This window comes from Methylocapsa aurea (genome assembly GCF_000746085.1).
Taxonomy (GTDB): Bacteria; Pseudomonadota; Alphaproteobacteria; order Rhizobiales; family Beijerinckiaceae; genus Methylocapsa; species Methylocapsa aurea.
In genome coordinates this window covers 23,232-46,654 of the sequence record NZ_KN050805.1, presented here as the reverse complement: position 1 = coordinate 46,654, position 23,423 = coordinate 23,232, and the positions used below count along the sequence as shown (strand labels likewise).

17 protein-coding genes are annotated in these 23,423 nt (G+C 59.5%); 6 read left to right on the top strand and 11 right to left on the bottom strand.

What is annotated here, in order from left to right; translation table 11 throughout:
* Positions 1–300: 300 nt before the first annotated feature.
* The 5 genes from DL86_RS17365 to recA form a co-directional block, all read right to left on the bottom strand.
* Positions 301–1,341, bottom strand: a complete 1,041-nt coding sequence (locus tag DL86_RS17365; protein ID WP_156964729.1) for a hypothetical protein — start codon at positions 1,339–1,341, stop codon at positions 301–303.
* A 163-nt stretch (positions 1,342–1,504) separates the two neighbouring features.
* Positions 1,505–2,029 (bottom strand): SixA phosphatase family protein, encoded by a 525-nt coding sequence (locus DL86_RS17360; protein WP_036264554.1) that lies wholly within the window; start codon positions 2,027–2,029, stop codon positions 1,505–1,507.
* Positions 2,030–2,269: 240 nt separating this feature from the next.
* Positions 2,270–2,677 (bottom strand): phasin family protein, encoded by a 408-nt coding sequence (locus tag DL86_RS17355; protein ID WP_036264235.1) that lies wholly within the window; start codon positions 2,675–2,677, stop codon positions 2,270–2,272.
* A 172-nt stretch (positions 2,678–2,849) separates the two neighbouring features.
* On the bottom strand, positions 2,850–5,531 hold the full coding sequence (gene alaS, locus DL86_RS17350; RefSeq protein ID WP_036264232.1) for an alanine--tRNA ligase: 2,682 nt from the start codon (positions 5,529–5,531) through the stop codon (positions 2,850–2,852).
* 343 nt (positions 5,532–5,874) lie between these two features.
* Positions 5,875–6,945: a recombinase RecA gene (gene recA, locus DL86_RS17345; protein WP_036264230.1), complete on the bottom strand. Its 1,071-nt coding sequence runs from the start codon at positions 6,943–6,945 to the stop codon at positions 5,875–5,877.
* A 248-nt stretch (positions 6,946–7,193) separates the two neighbouring features.
* On the opposite strand from recA, the gene DL86_RS17340 reads away from it, so the two are divergent.
* Both DL86_RS17340 and DL86_RS17335 read left to right on the top strand, forming a co-directional pair.
* Positions 7,194–7,691 carry a hypothetical protein gene (locus DL86_RS17340; protein ID WP_036264552.1) on the top strand — a complete coding sequence of 166 codons (498 nt, stop codon included), beginning with the start codon at positions 7,194–7,196 and terminating at the stop codon, positions 7,689–7,691.
* A gap of 107 nt (positions 7,692–7,798) precedes the next feature.
* The gene (locus tag DL86_RS17335; RefSeq protein ID WP_036264227.1) at positions 7,799–8,113 is read left to right on the top strand and encodes a hypothetical protein; all 315 of its coding nucleotides are present in this window, start codon (positions 7,799–7,801) and stop codon (positions 8,111–8,113) included.
* A 185-nt stretch (positions 8,114–8,298) separates the two neighbouring features.
* Here DL86_RS17335 and cckA read toward each other — a convergent pair whose 3' ends face one another.
* Positions 8,299–10,812, bottom strand: coding sequence for a cell cycle histidine kinase CckA (gene cckA / locus DL86_RS17330; protein WP_036264224.1), 2,514 nt, complete (start codon positions 10,810–10,812; stop codon positions 8,299–8,301).
* Between the two features lie 576 nt (positions 10,813–11,388).
* Between cckA and DL86_RS17325 the strand changes: the two genes are divergently transcribed.
* Complete coding sequence (locus tag DL86_RS17325; RefSeq protein ID WP_036264222.1) at positions 11,389–11,655, top strand: hypothetical protein; 267 nt, start codon at positions 11,389–11,391, stop codon at positions 11,653–11,655.
* Positions 11,656–12,013: 358 nt separating this feature from the next.
* Positions 12,014–13,126: a flagellar biosynthetic protein FliO gene (locus tag DL86_RS17320; protein WP_051953685.1), complete on the top strand. Its 1,113-nt coding sequence runs from the start codon at positions 12,014–12,016 to the stop codon at positions 13,124–13,126.
* 183 nt (positions 13,127–13,309) lie between these two features.
* On the opposite strand, the gene dksA is transcribed toward DL86_RS17320, so the two are convergent.
* From dksA to DL86_RS20070, 5 genes are all read right to left on the bottom strand, one after another.
* Positions 13,310–13,675, bottom strand: a complete 366-nt coding sequence (gene dksA, locus DL86_RS17315) for an RNA polymerase-binding protein DksA (protein ID WP_051953729.1) — start codon at positions 13,673–13,675, stop codon at positions 13,310–13,312.
* 558 nt (positions 13,676–14,233) lie between these two features.
* On the bottom strand, positions 14,234–15,445 hold the full coding sequence (locus DL86_RS17310; protein ID WP_036264217.1) for an NADP-dependent isocitrate dehydrogenase: 1,212 nt from the start codon (positions 15,443–15,445) through the stop codon (positions 14,234–14,236).
* Between the two features lie 67 nt (positions 15,446–15,512).
* Complete coding sequence (locus tag DL86_RS17305; RefSeq protein ID WP_036264214.1) at positions 15,513–16,265, bottom strand: hypothetical protein; 753 nt, start codon at positions 16,263–16,265, stop codon at positions 15,513–15,515.
* A gap of 105 nt (positions 16,266–16,370) precedes the next feature.
* Positions 16,371–17,102 (bottom strand): metallophosphoesterase family protein, encoded by a 732-nt coding sequence (locus DL86_RS17300; RefSeq protein WP_342585878.1) that lies wholly within the window; start codon positions 17,100–17,102, stop codon positions 16,371–16,373.
* 604 nt (positions 17,103–17,706) lie between these two features.
* Positions 17,707–18,156 (bottom strand): helix-turn-helix transcriptional regulator, encoded by a 450-nt coding sequence (locus DL86_RS20070; protein WP_156964728.1) that lies wholly within the window; start codon positions 18,154–18,156, stop codon positions 17,707–17,709.
* A 1,180-nt stretch (positions 18,157–19,336) separates the two neighbouring features.
* On the opposite strand from DL86_RS20070, the gene thrS reads away from it, so the two are divergent.
* Positions 19,337–21,319, top strand: coding sequence for a threonine--tRNA ligase (gene thrS / locus DL86_RS17285; RefSeq protein ID WP_084573020.1), 1,983 nt, complete (start codon positions 19,337–19,339; stop codon positions 21,317–21,319).
* A 439-nt stretch (positions 21,320–21,758) separates the two neighbouring features.
* A complete protein-coding gene (locus DL86_RS17280) occupies positions 21,759–23,216 on the top strand; it encodes an undecaprenyl-phosphate glucose phosphotransferase (protein WP_036264207.1) in 1,458 nt (485 codons plus the stop codon).
* Positions 23,217–23,423 lie beyond the last annotated feature (207 nt).

The following is a 23,423-nucleotide window of genomic DNA, read 5'->3' as shown; positions in this document are numbered from 1 at the left end:
TTCCTTTCGATATGGCGAGAGGGCGCCGCGCGCGGGCGCTTGCCGACCGCATGGAGCCATGTGCTCAATAAGGAATCGTTCAAGATCGTAGCGATAAAGCATTTTCAGACGATGCGGAATCCCCCGCAAGACAGGACGACGCGGCAAATCGGGACCGATGGCCTGTTTCCACCGCCTTAAGAGCGGGAAGCGCTCTGCGCCCCGCTTTCGCGATGTTCCACTGAAGATATGTAGCTGCAGGCGCCGAAATGCAGAATTGGTTCGATGCAACCTGATGGAATCGTCCTGTCGAAAAGTCCTTCACTGCGCCGATGGAGCCGGGCCGGCGAGCGCCGCCGCGGCTTGATTTCGCCGCATCTCCGCTTCGACGGCGGCTGCGATCAATTCCGATCCCGCCGCCAAGGGGCCGATTTCCACTTTGGCCATATTTTGCATGAGGCGCGGCAGGTTGGGCCCTGGCGTCCCGTCCGGCGAAAAGAGATGCAAATCCTCGTCGGGGCTAGAAGCGATGCCTTGGATCGCACGCAAAGCGTAATTGTGGATACGCTGGCTTTCGTCCGGGCAAGGAGCGCCGCCGCCGACGGACGCCATGGGCAGGGCGAGGTCGAGCGCGGCCAGTTTCATCGGCGCGCGGTCGCGGCCGTCTTCGCCCATGCCAACGGCGATTTCCGGCGCCCGCAAGAGGGCGATTGGCCGATCCGCGACGATCGAGCGAGGCGGCGCAGCCTTGCCGCCACCGGTGAAACCTGGCCGATGCGCGGCGAGCCAACGCGCGCGTAGCGTATTGCCTATGCCGCGCGGAGCCAGGGCGCGCTGACCAATGCTGATCGGCCGGCTCTTTGGGCTGGGTCGGATCGCGCTTGCTGGGCTTCCGCATTGGGCGGGAGCCCAGCGCGAGAGGATCGCCTGCGCTGTCCGGCGATTGTAGATCAGGTAATAACGGCGGAGCAAAACCGCCGCGACGATCGCCCCTTCGATGGCGGACGCGAACGCGACATGGCCCTCGGCGTCGGCCGCGATCTCGCCGGCCCAGCCCGCCCGCTTGATGCACCAATAATTATTGAGTTTCACGCAGCGGGGAACGCCGGAGGCGTCGGCGCCGGCGACAACTTTCGCCATGGATTGGGGAGGGAGATCGAGATTTCCAGCCGCTTCGATGCGCCAATTCGTAACCGCCCGTTCGGCTGGCCGGAAGGCGGCTTTGGCGGGGAGCGAAAGAAAGGAAATCTGCCGGAGCGCGGCGAGGGGCTGAGACAAGGCCCGCAAGTCGGAGTCGATCTGGCTTGTCGTGGGGACGCCGCTCGCAAGCCAAACAACCAGGCCGAAAATCTCAGGAAGCATGCGCATGCCCCATTTCTGGCGACGGCCTAGAGCATGTTCTTATGAGATGTCGGATATGTCCGACATCTCATAAGAACATGCTCCAACTCATTGAATCTGAGCGGTTCCTTTTCGATCAGATGACTCCATCTGATTGGGAAACGTTTTAGGACGCTCTGCGCAATCATATGTCCTGCCCCGGCAAAGCGGCGGGTGTAACAAAACGATCGAGATGCCCGCCGCCAGCATGCGCCGCGCTCCAATTGTCTTGCGGAAAGTCGATGATGGCGAGACACGGCGCGGGGAAATGGTTGCGCATTTGGGCGAGGTCGTGGTTTGCGCCATCGCCCACGAGCATGTTCGCAAATTGCGCAAGGCCAGGATTGTGCCCGACGATCATCAAGGTCTGAGCTTCACGCGGCGCTCGCGCAAGCAAGGCTTGAAGCGTGCTCACGCTTGCGGCGTGAAGCGAAGAGTCTGTGGCGCAGGCCGGCTTTTGCATCAATTCATGCTCAACCATCTCCAACGTTTCTCGGGCCCGCTGCGCTGGTGAGACGAGGACGAAGTCGGGGGCGAGACCGGACTTCCGGAAATAAGCCCCCATGCGTCGGGCGTCGGCGCGCCCCATCGCCGTTAGCGGTCTTTCCAAGTCGCCGCTGGCGGAATGGGCGATGGCCTCAGCATGGCGAAGAAGAAGGAGCCGCAGCATGGAGCAGGCCAAAGCGCAATTGCAGGATGGAGCGGAGGATAAAATCATCAACCCGGCACCGAGCGTTCCGGAAAACGCCTTGCTCGGTCCGGCTTGATCCAAGGAATTGGCGACAAACTTGAGGCTCAAAGCATATTACGTCCCCTGCGCCAGAGCAGATCGGCGAATTGACGATGTTTCACATCCCCGAATTTAATTGGTAACCGAAATCCGATAATTCGGATCTTGTGGATTCAGGCCTTAGCTCTTGCGAATAGATTCGGAAAACCGCTCAACATTGGCTGCGACGGTCTGACTGGCCGTCTCGGTGGTTTTCGCCGCCGCATTCACCGCTTTCATCCAAGCCTCCTGATAAGTCTTGGTCAATTCCATCGGAAACGCCGACATCAGTTCGGTGAATTTTCGCGTGTGCTGGGCGGCATGTTCGAATGCCTCTTTGACGAAGCTTGTCTGTATCGCCATGACCTCCTCTATGCCATGCGCATTGCGCAGCTTTTCTGCGGCTTCCGTCGCATGTTCCAATGACTGCTTAGACATTTGTGCGATTTCGGTGGCGAAAGCTTGCAAGTTCTTCGACGTGGCCGTCACTCCATTCATAGCCATATCGATGCCGGTTGCAGCGGTGGCCTGCGGATCCGGTTGAGCCATGACTTTCTCCTTAGCATTGTCGTCTCAAGCGTCCCAAGCGGGACTATTCCACAACGGTTCAAGATGATTTGAGTTGCATTGGGAGATAAACTTGTTGCTCCGGGGGCTGCGGCCGCCTAGGGCCGAGACCAGCGGAGCGCCGACGCGTTAAGTTGCAGGAGCCGGCCTTCAATTAAGCCGCGGCGGTGGTTTCGCGCAGGGCGTCGCAGACCGCCGCAAGCGCTGATTCGACGCCAGCGCCGTCTGGACCGCCGGCCTGCGCCAAGTCGCGCCGGCCGCCGCCGCCTTTGCCGCCGAGCTTTGCGGCGGCGACCCGCACCAATTGAACGGCGTCGAACCGCTCGGTCAAATCCGGGGTGACGCCGACGACGACGCCGGCCTTTCCATCCGCGCCGACGCCGGCGATGGCGACGACGCCGGAGCCGACGCTTTGCTTTGCTTCATCGGCGAGCGATTTCAGATCTTTCATATCGATCCCAGACACCGCGCGACCAAGAAATTTGACGCCGCCGATGTCTTGCAAAGGCTGTTCGACTCCCTCGCCGCCCATCGCCAATTTCTTGCGGGCTTCGCTCAACTCGCGTTCAAGTTTGCGACGCTCCTCGATCAGGCTGGCGAGGCGCTTTGCCGCATCCTCTTCCGGGGTTTTAAGGAGCGTTGCGAGATCATGCAGACGCTGCGCCTGCGCATTGAGATGGCGCCTGGCTTCGGCCGCGGTCTTGGCCTCGATGCGCCGCACGCCCGCCGCGACCGCGGTTTCCGATACGATGGTGATGAGGCCTATGTCGCCGGTGCGCGCGACATGAGTGCCGCCGCATAACTCGGTCGAAAAGGGTTGGCCCTCCGCGGCCAAGGCCTCGTCCGCCGTCTGCGCGTAGCCCATTGAGACGACGCGCACCTCGTCGCCGTATTTTTCGCCGAAAAGCGCTCTAGCGCCAGCTCCGATAGCTTCATCAACCGCCATCAGACGGGTCGTCACCGGGGCGTTTTCAAGCACGGCCCGATTGGCGATCTCCTCGACGCGCGTGAGCTCGTCGGCGATGATCGGCTTTGGATGAGCGAAATCGAACCGCAGCCGATCCGGGGCGACGAGCGAACCTTTTTGCGCCACATGATCGCCGAGGACCTGACGGAGCGCCTCGTGCAAAAGGTGGGTGGCCGAGTGATTGGCGCGCACGGCGGCGCGGCGAAAATGATCCACGGCGAGCGATAAGGGAAGCCCCAAGCGGATCTCGCCTTGCTCGACCGAGCCTTCATGAACGAAAAGATCGCCGAGTTTCTTTTGCGTATTGACCACCCGAAAGCGCGCGCCGGCGGCTTGCATGACGCCGGTATCGCCGACCTGGCCGCCCGACTCCCCATAAAAAGGCGTTTGGTTGAGGATGACGGACCCGGATTCGCCGGCGCGAAGGCATTCGACCTCTTGGCCATTCTTTAGGATTGCCATGACGACGCCTTCGGCGCGCTCGGTGTCGTACCCGAGGAAATCCGTCGCTCCGGTCTTTTCCTTGACCGCGAACCAGACCGTCTCGGTCGCAGCTTCTCCAGACCCGGCCCAGGCTTTGCGCGCCTCCACGCGCTGGCGCTCCATGGCGGCTCGGAACCCTTCGACGTCCACGCCTAGACCGCGCGCCCGCAAGGCGTCCTGGGTGAGATCGAGGGGAAAGCCATAGGTGTCGTAGAGCTTGAAGGCGACATGACCAGGCAAGGCGCCGCCTTGCGGAAGGTCGCGGGTCGTTTCATCGAGAATCGAGAGGCCGCGAGCGAGGGTCTCGCGAAAGCGGGTTTCTTCCAGCCGAAGCGTTTCGACAATGAGCGCCTCGGCGCGCAAGAGCTCGGGATAGGCGTGACCCATTTCGTCCGCCAGAGCCGGAACCAGCCGCCAAATCAACGGCTCGCGCGCGCCGAGAAGCTGCGCGTGGCGCATGGCGCGGCGCATGATGCGGCGGAGCACATAACCGCGCCCTTCGGTGGATGGCGTGACGCCGTCTGCGACAAGAAAGGCCGAGGCGCGCAGGTGGTCGGCGATGACTCGATGGCTGGCCTTTTGTGGTCCGTCGGGATCGACGCCTGTCGCCGCAGCAACCGCAAGGATCAAGGCGCGCATGAGGTCGATATCGTAATTCGACGTCACGCCCTGCATGAGCGCGGCGATGCGCTCGAGGCCCATGCCGGTATCGATGGAAGGACGCGGCAGAACGATGCGATCGCCGGGACCGACTTGCTCGAACTGCATGAAGACGAGGTTCCAGAATTCGAGAAAGCGATCGCCATCCTCGTCGGCGCTGCCTGGCGGGCCGCCTTGGAGCTTGTCGCCTTGATCGAAGAAAATCTCGGAGCAGGGGCCGCAAGGACCGGCATCGCCCATCGCCCAGAAATTGTCCGAAGTCGCGATCCGGATGATCTTTGAGTCGCTGAAGCCGGCGATTTTCTTCCACAAATCATAGGCTTCATCGTCGTCGTAATAGACTGTGACCAGAAGCCGGTCCTTTTGCAGGCCGAATTCCTGCGTGATCAGCTTCCAAGCGAGTTCGATCGCAAGCGGCTTGAAATAATCTCCGAAGGAGAAATTGCCGAGCATCTCGAAAAACGTGTGATGCCGGGCGGTATAGCCGACATTGTCGAGATCATTGTGCTTGCCGCCGGCGCGAACGCATTTCTGCGCCGTCGCGGCGCGCGTATAGGGACGCTTTTCGTTTCCGGTAAAAAGGTTCTTGAACTGAACCATGCCCGCATTGGTGAACATGAGGGTCGGGTCGTTGCGCGGCACGAGCGGCGACGAAGGCAGAATCTCGTGCCCATTCTTCCTGAAGTAATCGAGAAAGGCCGACCTGATCTCGTTGACGCCATTCATTTCTGTTCATCCGATTGCGCGCGTCCGAACCTCGTTTGCTCCGGCGCCAAATGGCATGCGCCCGCGCGGCAAATGCAAGCGCGAACTCGAGCTTCCGTTGGTTTGAGACGACATTCTCTTAAAGCATTTTCGGCTCGACAGGAACATCTCCTCCAGCGCGGGCCGGTCCGTACATTGCGAAGTGCTTGCGGCCTTGGTGGAGCGGAGACTGAAATCTCGCATCCACACCCGCCGAGGCCAAGACAACTGACGCCAAAATGATCTGCGCCAAGAATGCCAACAGCAGGTCAATCGCGGATGCAGCGACCAGACCAATACAGAAAGATAGGAGCTCTCCACCGAATTATTCGTCGCCCTCAACGCCATCGACCTGATCGAGAATGCGGTCGGCGATAAGGCCGGAATTTTCCCGGATGGCCTGCTCGATCCGCTCGGCGACTTGCGGATTGGCTTTCAGGAAATTTTTGGAGTTCTCTCGTCCTTGGCCAAGCCTCTGGCTGTCATAGGAAAACCAAGCCCCGGATTTTTCGACGACGCCGGCCTTGACGCCAAGATCGATGAGTTCGCCTACCTTGGAAACGCCTTCGCCATACATGATGTCGAATTCAACCTGTTTGAACGGCGGAGCGACTTTATTCTTGACGACCTTGACGCGGGTCTGATTGCCGATAACTTCCTCGTGGTCCTTGATGGATCCAATCCGACGGATGTCGAGCCGCACGGAGGCGTAGAATTTCAACGCATTGCCGCCCGTCGTGGTCTCGGGGCTGCCATACATCACGCCGATTTTCATCCGGATCTGATTGATGAAAATCACCATCGTCTGGGAGCGTGAAATCGACGCCGTGAGCTTGCGGAGCGCCTGGCTCATAAGGCGCGCCTGAAGCCCTGGCTGGCTGTCGCCCATTTCGCCCTCGATTTCGGCGCGTGGGGTCAGAGCCGCGACCGAATCGATGACCAGCACGTCGACCGCGCCGGAGCGCACCAGCGTATCTGTGATCTCCAAGGCCTGTTCACCAGTATCCGGCTGCGAAATCAGAAGGTCTTCGAGATTGACGCCGAGCTTGCGCGCATAAATGGTGTCCAGCGCGTGTTCGGCGTCGATGAAGGCGCAGACGCCGCCCTTTTTCTGGGCTTCGGCGATGACATGCAAGGTCATGGTCGTCTTGCCGGAGGATTCCGGACCATAGATCTCGATGACGCGTCCGCGCGGCAGGCCGCCGACGCCTAAGGCGATGTCCAACCCAAGCGAACCCGTCGGCACGGTTTCGATCTCGACGGCTTTTTGGTTCTTGCCGAGCCGCATGATCGAGCCTTTTCCGAAGGCGCGTTCGATCTGCGACAGTGCGGCGTCGAGCGCCTTGGTCTTGTCCACGGATGTACCCTCTACAAGGCGGAGATTCGCTTGAGACATTGGTTTCATTCCTTCTGGCATGAGGCGGGCATCGAGTGCAACGTGAGCTGCGATGAAGTTAAATGTACGCAGTTTGTTCTTACCCGCAAGTTCTTTTTATGTTCTCAATGGGGGTAGGGCGAAGTTGATTTCGAAATATGGTGAATCGCGGCGTTTTCCGTGAGCTTTGGCCGCGGGAAGGCATATAAATTGCTTGAGTTTTGATATTCCGTCCGATCTCCAGAGTGCACTTGCCGCGCATGGCTGAAATGAACCAACCGATCAAGATTCGAACGATAAGGGATGATCTCATCGATTTCGGCGATGTCCTGCCCGAAGTGAATGAGATTTTGCAGCGTGGCGTGTCGCTTTACCGACATGATAAGGCAGGCGCAGACCTCGCTTTTCGCGAAGCGCTGGCGCTGGCGCCCGACGCCCTGCCGACTTATCTCTGTCTTTATAAAATCCACACTTATCAGGGCAATCTGGACGAGGCGCTGGCCATCGCCCACGCTGGCCTTGCCGAGGCGGCGCGCCAGGCGGGGCTCGATCCGGATTGGACGCGCTGGGAGCTCGGCCAAATACCGTCCGACGTGAATAGTCCCGGCCATTTCGGTCTGTATACTTTGAAGGCTTTGGCCTTCATTCATCTGCGCCGCGATGAACAGGCGATGTCGCAGCGCTATCTCGACAAAATTGCTGAATTGGGCGCGATGGAGACCGTCGGCGGAACCGTCATCGCCGCCTTGGCGGCGGGGGTCGGCTGAACTGGAAAGAGATTGCGTTGCGGCTCGATTGTGACTTATGGAAAATGTCTCGATCCGTCGAGCTGATGATGAAGTTGACGATCAACCAAGCATGAGTAGCGAAGAAGATGCAAACGACATTCATTAGAAACACATCCGACGGCCGCAAGGTCGAAGTCATCGGGGGCAATGTCTGCGTCGGCGGCAGGCCGGTCGCCGACAAGATCGTCGAAGTCAAGACACATCCCAATCGCGAAGCTATACTGTTTACGCTTCCCAACGCCACGCATATGGCGGGTCCGGTCGCTCTGACCGCTGAGGAGGCCTCCGTCGTGCGCGGCGCTCTGGCGGCCGCGCGCGATCCGCTCACCGATCGCGTCGAAATTTCAGAGCGCTTCCGCAAGGCCTGGAACATCCGCAACCATGAAGCGGGCATCGAATAATGGGGGGACCCAGGGTCATGTCCGAAGCAGCCCGGAGATGACGTTCTTGGAGCATGTTACGAAAAAAGTGATCGACCTTTTTCGATTCTGACATGCTCCAACCCTTTTGAATCCGAGGCTTCCCGATGAGATGGCTCTATCGGACTTGAAAGCAGCCCTCAGGACAAAGATCCCCTGGAGCGGGCTCAATCCGTTCGGCCTTTGACCGCCTCGATCAACTGCTTCAGGGAGAAGGGTTTCGGTAGAAAGCCGAAATCCTCGCCCTCGGGGAGATTCTTGGCGAAGGCCTCCTCGGCATAGCCGGAAACAAAAATGACCTTCGCCTTGACGCCGCGTTTGCGCAATTCGCCAAACATCGTCGGGCCATCCATTTCCGGCATCACCACGTCCGAGACGACGAGATCGATTTTTCCCTCGTTCTGTTCGACGATTTCCAAGGCTTCAAGACCCGAGGCGGCCTGCAGCACCGTGTAGCCGCGCGAGGCGAGGGCTCTGGCGCCGAATGCGCGCACCGCCTCCTCGTCTTCGACCAGGAGAATCGTGCCATGGCCGGTCAGATCGGCGGCGGGCGCCTTCGCCGGTTCGCTCAAAGGCGGCGCGTCGGTTTCGTCGGCGACATAGCGTGGAAGTAAGATCGAGAAGGTCGTCCCTTTGCCAAGCGCGCTGGCGCAAAACACATAGCCGCCGGTCTGTTTCACGATGCCATAGACCATGGCGAGGCCAAGGCCGGTTCCCTTGCCGACCTCCTTTGTGGTGAAGAACGGTTCAAAGATCTTGTCTTTCACTTCCGGCGCGATGCCATGGCCGAAATCCTCGACTTCAATGGCGACGTAATCGGCTGAAATCAGAGACTTTTCGTTGAATTCGGCGCATTCGGCCGCGGCGACGTTGCGGGTTCGCAAAAGGATCCTGCCGCCGTCGGGCATGGCGTCGCGGGCATTGACGATCAGATTGACGATGACCTGCTCGAATTGGTTCAGGTCGGCCTTGACGAGCCACAGGTCGCGGCCGTGGCGCAAGTCGAGGTCGATCTTCTCGCCGACGAGCCGGCGCATCAGCATTTGCAGGTCGGAGAGCACGTCGCCCAGTTGCAACACCTGGGGCCGAAGCGTCTGGCGGCGCGAAAAGGCGAGCAGCTGACGCACCAGCCCGGCGGCCCGATTTGCGTTCTGCTTGATTTGCATGATGTCGCGAAAGGAGGGATCGGTCGGCCGATGATTGGCGAGGAGAAGGTCCGAATAGCCAATGATCGCGGTCAGGACATTGTTGAAATCATGCGCGACCCCGCCTGCGAGCTGCCCGATGGCCTGCATTTTCTGCGATTGCGCGAAATTATTCTGCAACGTGCGCTGTTCCGTCGTGTCAAGCGCATAAATCGTCGCGCCGGCGCCGTCGCGCTCGTCCGACGCGGAGATGAACAGCCTGGCCGAACGTTCGCCCTCTCCCGCAAGTCCGACGTCGATCGGGGGAATATCAGTCTTCGACTGGGCGGCGGCGGCAAGCGCGGTTTCGAGCACGCCGCGGTCGCGGTCGAGAATGCCGGCGTAGATCGAGCGGCTGGCGGCGCCTTCGAGATTCTTCAAAGCTTCCGGCATGAGTCGCGCGAAGGCCGCGTTGGAGCGGGCGATCTTGCCGGCATTGTCGATTATGGCGATGGCCATCGGCGTCGAGTTGAAGACCCGCGCGAAGCGCACCTCGGCGGCGCGCAAATCTTCCGCCGGCTCTTCGCCAGGGGCGCGGTTGAGAACGAGGGTGCGGGAGGCTCCCGGGGCGCCATCCTGGCCGAAAGCGACGCGGTGGAGAATGCGCACGGGCAGGCTTTGGCCGCTGCGGCGTTTCAGGTCGATGTCATATTGCTCGGTGCGCACTTCGCCGGAGCCGCCAGCGATCGAGGCGAGCAGCGAGGCCCCGTCGCCGGCCACGAAATCGGCGAGCTGGAGGCCGCCGGAGCCAACTTGGGCCAGGTCGTAATCGAGCCAGGCCGCCAGGGTCGCATTCATGTAGGAAACCGCGCCGCGCCGATCGCAGGAGAAAAACCCAGCCGGGGCGTAGTCGAGAAAATCGATGGCGTGCTGCAGTTCCTGGAAGACATTTTCTTGCCGTTCGCGTTCGCGGGTGACGTCGGCGACGGTCCAAAGGGTCGCCCGCCTCGCTCCTGCGAAGGTCAGCGGCCGGACTTTGATTTTGTACCATCCAACCCGCCCTTCGCCGCACAGAGGCGGAGACAGGCGCACTTCCTCGATATTGCGCTTGCCGTCGCGGGCGGCCTGGGCGAGGCGGTAGACGGCTTCCGATACGTCAGGAGCGCCGGAAAACAGCCGCTCCACCGCCCGCAGGCCCGCGGGATCATGGGCGCCGGACAAATTCATGTAGGTTTCGTTGGCGTAGATGATCTTGCTTGCGCTATCGGTTGCGATCAGGCCTTCCGGATTGCCGTCGCAGATCACCTTCGTAACGTCGTTTTTCGAGGATTGGCCGGAAAATTGAAGAATCCCGACCGCGAAGGCGAACAAGGCGAAAATGCCGACAATGGCCAGAAGCGCCAGCAGGACGATCACAAGAGTGCCGGCCTCTTCTTTCGGCAACAGGGAAAAGGCGGCCGCGGCGCCCGCTAGAAAGAGGGCGAACATGAGAACGAGGCCGGGACTGCCGGCCCGTTCGGTCCGGTCGAGCGTCGCGGGAATCGGCTGGTCGCTCATTATGTTTCACCCGGGGATAGCGAAGGGTAGCGCATCGTTCTAGAGCATGTTCCGAAAAAGTTGATCGAATTTTTCGATCAGAACATGTTCTAACTTCTTGAATCTAAGCGACTCCTGTTCGATCAGATGATTCCGTCTGATCGGGAGGCGCTCCAAGCCGGCTGGCGCGCCCTGGTCGGATCATCTTGACCCTGGCCGAGGCTGTCCCGGCGCGGGTCGGCTGGAGGAAAGTCTTTTCCGGCTTTGCAAGGCCGGCGGGCCGCGATCGAGGCGCGCCGCTTCCGCAGCATGCGGCGCACGGGCTCTCTTTGCAATCCTGACCAGTGGCCGCCCTCGAACGGCTTGTGGATTGCGGCCCTCGAACGGCAAGCGCTTCGCCACGTCTTCGCCCACCATTCTTAGGCCGGCCGCGTTTATGGAGGCCAAGGCGAAAATGCCGTCGCGTCGAAGACTTCGCGCAGGCAAAGATTCAGCTTATCTCCAACGCCAAATGGAACTTCTCGAGCCCCGGCAGGTTGGAGGAAGGAGCGCCGCGCGCGCGCAAACGGCGTGCGCTGACTTTGAGGAGAGGATGGAATGAAGCCTTCGATTAGACTGGTCGTCGCGGCGATGGCCTTGGCCGCAGGTTCCGGCGCATTGCTTGCGCAGACGAATCCGCCACAGGGTTATTACGGCTATCCAACGCCGCCGTATCCGCCGCCGGGTTGGCTTGCCGAAGGCCGATCGGTCGATGCCTGGGACCGATACCGTTACGATGAATCCGGAACTCGCGGGCGCATGGGACTTGGCGCAAGCCCGATGCATCCCGAGGGCCCTGGGAATTTCTCGACTCCCGGCAGGTGAGGCCGGGGCGGGCCGCAAGGGCCAGGACAATGCGAGCCTGGGGCGCGCGTCGCCCCGGGAGGAAATGGGTCGATGGGTTGGAGTGCAGCCAACATATCGATAGCTGACCCCGGGTCGGGATCGCCGCAGCAGGAACTGTAAATCCTGTCCCAATTTGGTTGGGGCCCGCGTCACCCGCATCACGGCCGCACGCGAAACGGCTCCGCTGATGGGAAATGCTCTCGTCGCCCGAGCTGAATTGAGCGGGTTCTATTTTTTGATGAATTGCGGTAACCATTGGCTCGCTTCCCTCCGTGTGGCTGATTGGGCTGCGAAGGAGTTTGCGGGGCGATCTGCATTTTTTAGGTGAGCCGCCGCAATGCTGGCCTTGAGCGACAACATTTTCGAGAACAAGCCTTTGATGTTTATCGCCGCGGCGATTGCTTTACTGGTGGCCGTCGCCCTTATCTTATTGATTTTTCGGCTCGCCGTCGGCCACCGGCTGAGGATGCCGAGAAACGGCAGGGCGCGGTTGCCGCGCCTTGGAATTGTCGACGCCTTTGATCTGGACCGGCAGCGCCAGCTCGTGATCGTCCGACGCGACAATGTCGAACATCTCATCATGATTGGCGGCCCCAACGACCTTGTGATCGAATCGGAAATCATTCGCGCGGAAATCCGCGAGGGCAGGATGCGCGACAAGGAGCCAAGAGAGGCGGCGCAGGGGCTGGCCGGGGGGGCTTGGCCATCCGAGTTTGATGCGCCTCGGCCGCCGCAGCCGGTAAGCCAGCCGCAGCGCAAGACGCCATTCCCCACCGCGCCGGAGCCTGACGCCGAGCTGACGCCGGCGGCGGCCTTTGACGAGGCGCCTTCCGCGCCGACGGTCGTCGCGCCAGCGCCGAGGCCCCCGGTTTTTCCATTGCCTCCAAGGCGCGCTCCGCCGGCATCGCCGCCGCTGCCGCAACGCGCGTCGCCTCAGCGCGAGCCATCGTTTGGACGCTCCGATTTCCCCCAAAAACCAGATGGCGGCGCAAATCCATCAAGCGGGTTTCCACGCGCTCCGCTGGCGACCCCATTTCTGCGGCCTTCGCCGCCGCGCCAACTTGCCGCTGACGCAGCCGCCAAACCAACTGCGCCGCCGATCGGCGCCGAAGCGCCAGCGCCGATTAGCGAGCCGACGCCGGCCGCTCCCCCCACAGCGCGTGCTTCCACGCCGGCGCCCACATCGGAACCTGCGCCTGTTTCACCCGATGCCGCTCAAATCGAGTTAAAGGCTGCCGAGCCAAAGCTCGCTGAGCCTAAGGTCCCCGAGTTAAAGGCCGAGGTCGAGGCCGAGCCGCAAAGCAAGTCCCCGTTGCCCGAGCCGGCCCCCGCCGCAAGCGTGATCGGCGCCGAGCCGCTTGAGGGCGCCGCGGCCGCTCCAGTAAGGGATCCGATCGATTCGCTCGAGGAGGAAATGGCGAAGCTCCTAGGCCGCGGGCCTGGCAAATGACCGGCGGGACCTGAGCATCGGAGCGGCTCCTTCCCGATCAGATGATTCCACCTGATCGGGAAGCGCTTCGAGAGCATGTTCTTAAAAAAGTTGACCGCCTTTTTCGATCAGAACATGCTTCAACCCTTTGAAATCTAAGCGATTCCTGTTCGATCAGATGATTTCACCTGATCGGGAGGCGCTCTAGCTGTCGCGGTAGACGCGCTCGCGCCTTTCATGGCGCTCCTGCGCCTCGACCGACAGGGTTGCAATCGGCCTGGCGTCGAGACGTTTCAATGCAATCGGGTCGCCGGTTTCCTCGCAATAGCCATAGGTGCCATCGTCGAGTCGCCCGAGGGCCGCCTCGATCTTTGCAATTAGCTTGCGCTGGCGGTCGCGCGCCCGTAATTCAATGGCTCTGTCAGTTTCGGAAGAGGCGCGATCGGCCAGATCCGGATGGTTTTCATTCTCGCTTTGCAGGATCGCCAGTGTTTCGCGGCTCTCGCGTAAAATATCTTCCTTCCAGCCAATTAATTTGCGACGAAAATAATCGCGTTGGCGATCGTTCATGAATGGCTCGTCTTCCGACGGTCTATAATTATCTTCGATCAGTTCGGCAGGCACTTGCGAGTCTCCCCAAACCCTAAATCGATGCCCTTATAACCACAGCCTCGCCTTTATACAATCACGGGACGAACAATAGGCGGCGGCCGAGCGCATCCACTCTGTAACGCCTAAACGAGCTTTCGGGTCCAGCTTTCGCATCGAAGCAAGTGGCGCGTGCTGGAAGGGCCGCATTCCATTTTTGATTGGGGTTCAAGCACTTTCCTATTGGATGGGCTCGGCCTGCGTTTCCTCATCGTCGAAACGCCGTGCGGGACCAGTGCTTTTACTTGCCGTTTCATCGGCCCGAGCGCGCGATCGTTCCGGTTTGCCCGGGCGCGAGGGTGCCTGCGCCGTCGCAGGACGCCGACAATGACGCAGCGCTTTCCGATCGAAGGGAGTCATTCGATCGATCAGAAATCGCTCCAGTGTTAAAGAGTCTGAGCATATTCTCGTCGAACAGATTGAACCAATCCGTTCGGAATATGCTCTTGGCGTCCAAGAGCGCAGCGCTGGGGCGGCGCCTTAAGCCATGGCGTTGCGCAAATTCTCGTCGATCTTATCGAGAAATCCGGTCGTCGAGAGCCAAGGCTGGTCGGCGCCGACGAGGAGGGCAAGGTCCTTGGTCATGAAGCCCGCCTCGACGGTCGCGACGCAGACGGTTTCGAGGGTCTGGGCGAATTTGGCGAGGTCGGGATTGCCGTCGAGCTTGGCCCGATGCGCGAGGCCGCGCGTCCAGGCGAAAATCGAGGCGATCGAATTGGTTGAGGTTTCCTTGCCTTTCTGATGCTCGCGGAAGTGGCGCGTCACCGTGCCATGCGCGGCCTCGGCTTCGACGGTTCTGCCGTCCGGGCTCATCAGCACGGACGTCATCAGACCGAGCGAGCCGAAGCCCTGCGCCACGGTGTCGGACTGAACGTCGCCGTCGTAGTTCTTGCAAGCCCAGACATAGCCGCCAGACCATTTGAGCGAAGACGCCACCATGTCGTCGATGAGGCGATGCTGGTAGGCAATCCCGGCCGCGACGAAGGCGGCTTCGAATTCGGCCTCGTAGATTTCCTGGAACAGATCCTTGAACCGGCCGTCATAGGCCTTGAGGATCGTGTTTTTCGTCGACAGATAGACTGGGTATTTGCGGTTGAGCCCGTAGTTCATAGAGGCGCGGGCGAAATCTCGAATGGATTCATCAACATTATACATTGATAAAGCGACGCCGGAACCGGGGTATTTGAAGATTTCCTTTTCGATGACCGTTCCATCTTCGCCTTCGAAGCGGACGGTCAGGCGGCCCTTGCCAGGAACCTTGAAATCGGTCGCGCTATATTGGTCGCCGAAAGCATGACGGCCAATGACAATTGGGGAGGTCCAACCCGGAACGAGGCGAGGAACATTCCGGCAGATGATCGGTTCGCGGAAGATCACGCCGCCAAGAATGTTTCGGATCGTGCCGTTCGGCGACTTCCACATGCGCTTCAGCTTGAACTCTTCCACCCGCGCTTCATCGGGGGTGATGGTCGCGCATTTGACGCCGACGCCTTGTTTCTTGATCGCGTTGGCGGCGTCGACGGTTACTTGGTCGCCGGTCGCGTCCCGGTTTTCGATGGACAGATCGTAATATTCGAGATCGATGTCGAGGTAGGGATGAATGAGCTTGTCGCGGATGTGGCGCCAGATGATCCTGGTCATCTCGTCGCCATCGAGTTCGACGACGGGATTGGCGACCTTGATCTTGTTCATCGTTGCGACCTTTTCGGCTACGGCGGGATCGATTTGGGATGGGCGTTAGAGGGAGGCGCGCTTCGTCCTACTTCTGCGAGGCGGAGCGCAGCGATTGTGCGAAGGCGGGATCCACATCGGCCGCGAGACCTTCCAAAAGAGGCCGGTTCTGCGGCCAGGCGTTGCGATAAGCGGCGATGATCGCGGATTTAAGGTGCGGCCGGTAGGCCAGGATCCGCCGAATGTCGTTCTTGATGAATTCCTGGATGTCCTTATCCGCGAGCGCGCTGGAGGTCGCCACGCGCGCGAGGCGCAGTTCGGCGAGGGTCAAATCGTTCGGCGCGGTGAAATAGGACATTTGCAGAAGCGCGGCGACGTTGCCCTCGGCGCCGCTCGGCGCATCGGAAGGCAGCGCGGCCAGGAAAAGCCATGCCTCGCCATTGATCGGCGCCAGCGCCAAGGCCGACTCGGCGTTGGAGCGCGCGCGCGCGATCCTGCCCGCATTGGCGCGGTCGAGCAGCGCCGCGCGGTCCAGCCACAAAAGGCTCGAATCGGTGAAGGCGGCCGCGGCCCAAAGATCGCCCCTGATCGCCCCGATTCGCGCCGCCAGCAGCGCCTCGGATTTGTGGGCGCTCGCGGCCGCAGCCCCGGCGGCATCCTGCGGAAGGCCGATCGTCTTGGGTTGAATAAGCTCCGGCAGCAGAAGCCAGCAGCCGGAAAGGGCGAGGATTGCGCCAAAAGCGAACAGTCCCAGGCGCGTCTTCACCGGCGAGGCTGAGGCGGCGGGACTTGGCCCGCGCCGAAACGATGGGGAGGCGGTGGAGGGAAGACCAGAGTGCATCGATCTTTTCCTGCGCAGGGGCTTTTAATGACGAAATGGCGACAGAGTCTCGACAGAAGAATCCATCAAATTCAACCTTGGCGAATTGGGACCTTTATACGTTCATCAAATGAATCCGATTTCGTCGCGCTCAAGCTTCAAACAAGTCAGGCGCCCGGTTGCATAGGCGCCGGTGTCGATGTTAATGCGGTTTGCTCGAACATCCGGCTCCCTGACGGGCGTATGGCCATGAACGATCACCTTTTCGAAGGGCTCTTCATGGCACAAAAAATCGTCCCTGATCCAGAGCAGATCGTCCTCCCGCTGGTTCGCCAGCGGCGCATTTGGATGGACGCCTGCGTGAACAAAGAAGTAATCGCCGCAGGTGAAGGACACTGGGAGCCCGGTGAGAAATTGAACGTGGCTGTGGGGTATGGTTTGGCTGAGCGTTGCTGCGAGTTCAGTCTGCTCGCCTAAATCTGCTTTCAAGCTTGGCTTTAGACCATAAGACAGCAGGGTCGTCAAAGCTCCGTATTGCCCCCAAATTCCAAGGATGGACGGGTTTTCGAGAAACTCCAATAGATAGATCTCGTGATTGCCCTTCAGGCAAAGCGTTTGATGGGTTTGCCCGCGTCTGATCAGGCGATCCAGGACGCCTGCCGAGTCGGGTCCGCGATCGATATAATCGCCGAGAAAGATGTGAATGGCATTGGCTATGGGGTGCTCTTTGAGGTCTTCGTCGATCCGGACGAGCAACTGATCCAGCAAATCGGCCCTGCCATGAACATCACCGATGGCATATACGCGCACCCCATCGGGAATGAAGGGGCGCGTCGGCGCGGCCGTTGCTCCAAACAAACGCGATTTCCACATCAAAGCAACGCTTTTTCCTGGCTCGCCAATTCCCGGCCCGCCAAGGGGCTTCGCACGCAATGGCGCTGATCGAGACTTGCGCCATGCGCCTTGCAAGGAGCGTGTTCGCACTTGGCTATTAGAGCATTTCCCGCCGAAGAAAAAGCCGGATTAACTTGACCTTGACGAATTTCCAGCGCCAATGGCGTCCATGTCCGCTCTTGGCCGCGCGCCCGGCCTCCCTTTGGCCATTTGCAAATCCGCACCGTGCGATGGGCCGCCGCTTCTTATTGTCTTTGCGGCGCGCTCACCAAGGCGTGGCGCATGCTCGATTATGAAAACGACGAAGTTTATTTTCAGCTATTTCGCAATGAGTTTAATAAGGTCCAAAATACAATTATAGATATTCTCTTACGCAATGGAACGATGGCGCCGCCACTGCAAAGAGGATGTCGTCGAATTGATTCATGATGTCATCAGCGATCGCTTCAATCGCAAGAATTTCACTTTAGTTATGCTATTGAAACTATAGACCAACAAGAATGAAAGAAGCCAAGAGAGGCGCGGCCGTCATCTCTGGCGCTGCGGTCTCACTGGAATTGGGCCGTTATTATTGGACTTGCAAGAGCAATGCGACGAGTTCGCTTTGCCGATGGGTGTCGGTTTTCGCAAATATGGACTTCAATTGATTGCGCGCCGTCTCGCGCGATATTTTGAGCTCCATGGCGGCGATTTCGGGACCGGCTCCGCGCGCGATAATGCAGGCAAGTTTCGCTTCGGCGGGCGTGAGGCCGAAAGCCTTGGCCAGGATTGCGGCGGGAGGTCCTGGTCTTGGTCCCAAGGCATTCATCGTGAGGACAGCGCGGACGTCCGGCGATGGCCAGCGCGCCGCGCCGTCGATGGGCCAGGCGCGCAAGAGGACCGGCAATTTGTCCTGCCGCGGCACGATAATCGGCTCGATTGGAGGGGGGCTGATCGGCGCCGGCTGTTTGAACTGTTCGATCAATAGGCGCAGCTTGGTCCGAGCTTCAAGGTCGCGGACAAAAACGCGTCTATCCATGATTCGCAAGTCATTATTGAACAAACTGCTGGCGGCGCTGTTCGCGCCAGCGACAAATCCATCGAGATCAAGCAGGACCGCAGGCTGGCTCAGCGCATCCAAAGCATTGGGCGAGTTAAAAGAATCAACATGCAAGCTCGATAGCGCCGCAATCTCGGTCAGGCGACGCGTAAACGCCGCTGCTATGCGGAATTCTTCAGCTTCAAGGTCTAGTTCGTCATAGCACTCAGCAAAAGGTGTCATAGCTGCCACGTTGGTTCAATTGTTGAGTTATTTGCGATGGAGCATTGGCGTTTGCCGAAAATTTGCGGCGGAACGTTTAGGTGCTGACACGGATATAGTGCCGTGAAAGGTCTTTCGAGGTCATGATTATTTATCTAAGAGATTGTCATAAATTTTGGAGGCCGTCGGTCCGGCTAACGAAACTTCGACCTGGTCGCCGGCCATTTGCCGAGTGTGGAAGCGGCATAGTGAGAGTATTTCGTATTTTATTATGTGCCAATACGCACATTTGAGCGTCAGCTGGGCAAAATGATTTAGAGTTTAGCAAATGAAAGCTGTCGTCTGATAACTCATGGCATTGTTATTTCAATAGTTAAGGCGCCAGATCCACTTGCCTGAAATGTATCTCGCTATTTCTGTTGTGGTTTGACATAACGCAAAGATTGCCAAGAGGAACGCCATTCTTCCAATATTGGCATCATAGTTATCGACTGTTGTGTATTGAAATTTAATAATGATGTTTCGTAGATGTCCTTTGCGGTGAAGATGGACGTGGTTGCGGCCCCTCGCAGTCGAAGCCGCTTCCATTGGGTTCGAAGGGGTTAGGCCAAGCCGCCGCCGCGGCCGAGTCGCCATGATCGGCGCTTCCGCCGCCGATCAATTTGTCGTGCGTTCGCGACTGAGGCGGCGGGCGCGCGGCCGGATCGGCCCTTGAGCCGCGCCGCCAAAAGCCGTAAAGCCCGGTCCAAGGGGCTGTGCTTTGGGCATCTGCGTCTTTGCGGGCGCCTCGGGACGGTGGCGGGCGCATTTTCCTGTAAGCCGGGCCTCTCGTTCGAGCCAACACAAGACCAAGCCAGCATAAGACAATGCGCGCGCGCCTCGTCCAATTGGCGCGACGCTTTCGTCAAGCAACGCTTACGCCGATTGGTATCGGCGAGTGAGCATGAAGGAGATAGGCATGATTTCCGTGACTTTCCCGGATGGCGCCTCGCGCGCGTACGAGCCTGGGATCAGCGGCTTCGATATAGCCAAGAGCATTTCGCCATCGCTTGCCAAGCGCACTGTCGCAATGACTGTCGACGGCGTTTTGCGCGATCTTGGCGACCCGGTCGACCAGAGTTCCCGAGTCGAATTCCTGAGCCGCGAGGACCCACGCGCGCTGGAACTCATCCGTCATGACGCCGCGCATGTCCTCGCCGAGGCGGTGCAGACGCTCTTTCCGGGCACCCAGGTCACGATCGGACCGGTGATCGAGAATGGCTTTTATTATGATTTCTATCGGGACGAGCCTTTCACGCCGGAAGATTTCGCGGCCATCGAAAAGAAGATGGCCGAGATCATCGCCAAGGACAGGCCTTTCACAAAGGAAATCTGGACCCGCGACGCCGCCAAATCCTGGTTCGAGACTCATGGCGAGGCCTTCAAGGTCGAGCTCGTCGACTCGATTCCGGGCGATGAAGACCTGAAGATCTACAAGCAGGGCGACTGGCTCGATCTGTGCCGCGGCCCGCATTTGCCCTCGACCGGCAAAATCGGCAACGCCTTCAAGCTGATGAAGGTGGCCGGTGCCTATTGGCGCGGCGATTCCAACCGGCCCATGCTTCAACGGATCTATGCGACGGCCTTCGCCAAGCAGGAAGAGCTCGCGGCCTATCTGAAACAGCTAGAGGAAGCGGAGCGGCGCGATCATCGCCGCTTGGGCCGGGAAATGGATCTGTTCCATTTCCAGGAAGAAGGACCGGGCGCGGTTTTCTGGCACCCGAAGGGCTGGACCCTGTTCCAAACGCTGATTTCCTATATGCGGCGGCGCCAGCAGGCGGAAGGCTACCTTGAGGTCAACACGCCGCAGGTGCTCGACCGGGCGCTTTGGGAGACCTCCGGCCATTGGCAGACCTATCGCGAGAATATGTTTGTCACTCAGACCGAGGACGAGCGCATCTTCGCCTTGAAGCCCATGAATTGCCCCGGCCATGTGCAAATCTTCAAGAACGGTCTCAAATCCTACCGCGATTTGCCGATGAAGATCGCCGAATTCGGCGTCGTGCATCGCTACGAGCCGTCCGGTGCGATCCATGGGATCATGCGGGTGCGCGCCTTCACCCAGGACGACGCCCATATTTTCTGCACCGAAGAGCAGATCATGGCCGAGAGCTTGAAGGTCAACGACCTCATCCTCTCCATCTATGAAGATTTCGGTTTTGACGACATCGTCATCAAATTGTCGACGCGGCCGGAAAAGCGCGTTGGCTCTGAGGAGGCTTGGGACAAGGCGGAGGCGGCTTTGTTGCTCGTTCTCGACGTGTTGAAGCAGCGCGGCCTCAAGACGGCGATCAACCCGGGGGAGGGCGCATTCTATGGCCCAAAACTCGAATATACTCTGCGCGATGCGATCGGACGCGAATGGCAATGCGGCACGACGCAGGTCGATTTCAACCTGCCGGGCCGTTTCGGCGCCTTTTATATAGCGGCCGACAGCGAAAAGACCACGCCCGTAATGATCCATCGGGCCATGTTCGGTTCTCTGGAGCGCTTCACCGGCATCCTCATCGAGCACTTTGCCGGGCATCTTCCCTTATGGCTCTCGCCCTTGCAGATCGTCGTCGCGACCATCACCCAAGAGGGCGATGACTACGCCTTCGAGGTTATTGAAGCCGCGCGCGCGCGCGGCTTGCGCGTCGAGGGCGATCTGAGGAACGAGAAAATCAACTATAAGGTGCGAGAACATTCGTTGGCGAAGGTTCCGGTTCTGCTTGTCGTCGGCAAACGCGAGGCTATGGAGCGCACCGTCTCCATCCGCAGGTTGGGATCGCAGGATCAGGCCGGGATGGGGCTCGATGCGGCTCTCGATTCGCTTGGCGAGGAGGCGGCCGCGCCAGATTTGAAGCGCATGCGGCGACCGAGCGATTTTCAGCGGGGCGCCGCGGGGCCCGCGAGAACATGAAAATATTCTAATTTTTGATGATTTCTCAGGGCAGAACCGAAGCTGCATCGCTTGAATGTGCGCTAGCGCATATCTCGCGCTGACTGAATCAAAGATAAATCGCACGACTTTAGTTCTTGCGCATGATTCTGCCTAAAATCTTCGCAATTTTGAAGATCATGTTTCGTGCAGCCTCGAAAATTCATCCCCTCAAATTGACCGATTTCGTGATTATCGTTAAATGCGCGCAGTGATTTCTGTTCTGTTGTCACGGCATACGATTTGGTTCGACGCTGGCCAGCTTTGAGGCAATACGCTTCAAAATCCGTCTGATCGACCGAGCATTAATCATCGGTTCGCCCGGATCCGACAGCCGCGGTTTCGGGTTTTAGGTTGATTTTTCCGCCTTATTGTAGCTTAATGACAGGTAAGCGACCTGCTGAACAATGCGAGTTGAGAAATGTACTTTAATCGCTTGAGCCAGATTGCGGAACCGGAAGTCCAAACCGAGGGAAGCACGCGGCGGTTCGACATTTCCTATCAAAATATCGAGACCATCGCAGGTTGTCTGGATATAGCGGTCATCGTTTTAGCCAGCGTGTTTGGGGGCGCCCTTTATCAATATCTCTGGTTTGGGCAGAGCGCCGGAACCGAAGCCAATCTCGCAGTCGGCATCGCCAATAGCCTTCTCTATGTCTATGTCGCGGGGTCGCGCGGCCTATATCGCCTTCCCGTATTGCTGGAGCCCTCTCGCTATCTGGGCCGCATTTTCGTCACCTGGGCGGTGGTAGGTCTGTTCGTCACCGCGTTTTTGTTCCTTTTGAAGGGCGAGACCGAATTTTCGCACGGATCGATGGTTTCGTCCGCGGCCCTACAGATCGTCCTGCTGCTCCTCGCCCGTTGGGTCGCTGCGAAAACCTCGCGCTCCATGATGGCGACTGGAAGCTTGGCGGGGCGCCGCGTCGTGACGGTCGGCGAGCCTGAGGAATTGGCGAGATTGAGCACGGCTGTCCTGTTCCGCTATTTCGGTTTGAACGAAGTGGCCCGCATTTCCGTCGGAGCGAACCAGGGCTTTTCTCCGGACGATGTGCTCATCGATCTCGACCGCGCGCTCCACGAAGCGCGCGAACACGGCGTGGACGAGTTCGTCGTGGCGCTCCGCTGGAGCAGCAAGGACCTTCTCGAGACCGTGCGCAACCGGCTTCGGGCATCGCCGCTTCCTGTCCGATTGCTGCCTGATCACACCATTCGCTCGGTGCTGGGACGGCGCGCCTTGTCCACCAGCGGACCGATGCTGTCGCTGGAGCTTCAGCGCGCGCCTTTGACTCCGGTGGAGCGAGCGTTCAAACGGGCGCTGGACATTGTCTTTGCGTCGATGGCGATCCTGCTCCTCTCCCCCCTTCTGGCGATCACCGCGATCGTCATCAAACTTGATAGTCCTGGACCGGTCATTTTCCGCCAGCGCCGGAATGGCTTCAACACAAAGCCTTTCATCATTTTTAAATTTCGGACGATGACGGTCCTTGAAGATGGGGCGACGATCAAGCAAGCGCGACGGGGCGACCATCGCGTCACTCGGGTCGGGCAATTGCTGCGCCGATCGAGCATCGACGAACTGCCGCAGCTTTTCAATGTCCTCCAGGGCGACATGTCTTTGGTTGGGCCGCGCCCGCATGCGCTTGCGCATGACAATGAATATAAAGTGCTGATCTCGAAATATTCGTTTCGCCATCACGTCAAGCCCGGAATGACCGGGTGGGCGCAGGTCAACGGGTTGCGCGGCGAAACCGGGCGGCTCGATCAGATGGTTGAACGCGTTAAACTCGACCTTTGGTACGTCAATCATTGGTCGTTCGGTCTGGATCTAAGCATCCTGTTGCGGACCTGCTTCGAAGTCATGCGCAACCGGGCCTATTGATCGACCCTCCGCAATGCGATCCGGCTTCGGGCCTAACTTTCGCTGAATTTGATTGCGGCGCATTCGGCCTGCGCGGTCCTATCAGGGCCAGCGACGCGATCGAGTGGCTGTGGTTTTTCGGTAAGTTGGCGAGCCTAATCCCGCTGCATGGACGTTCTTGCTGGCGGGAAGGGACGGCGTCGCCCCTGAGCAGGGTCGTCGGGGGCG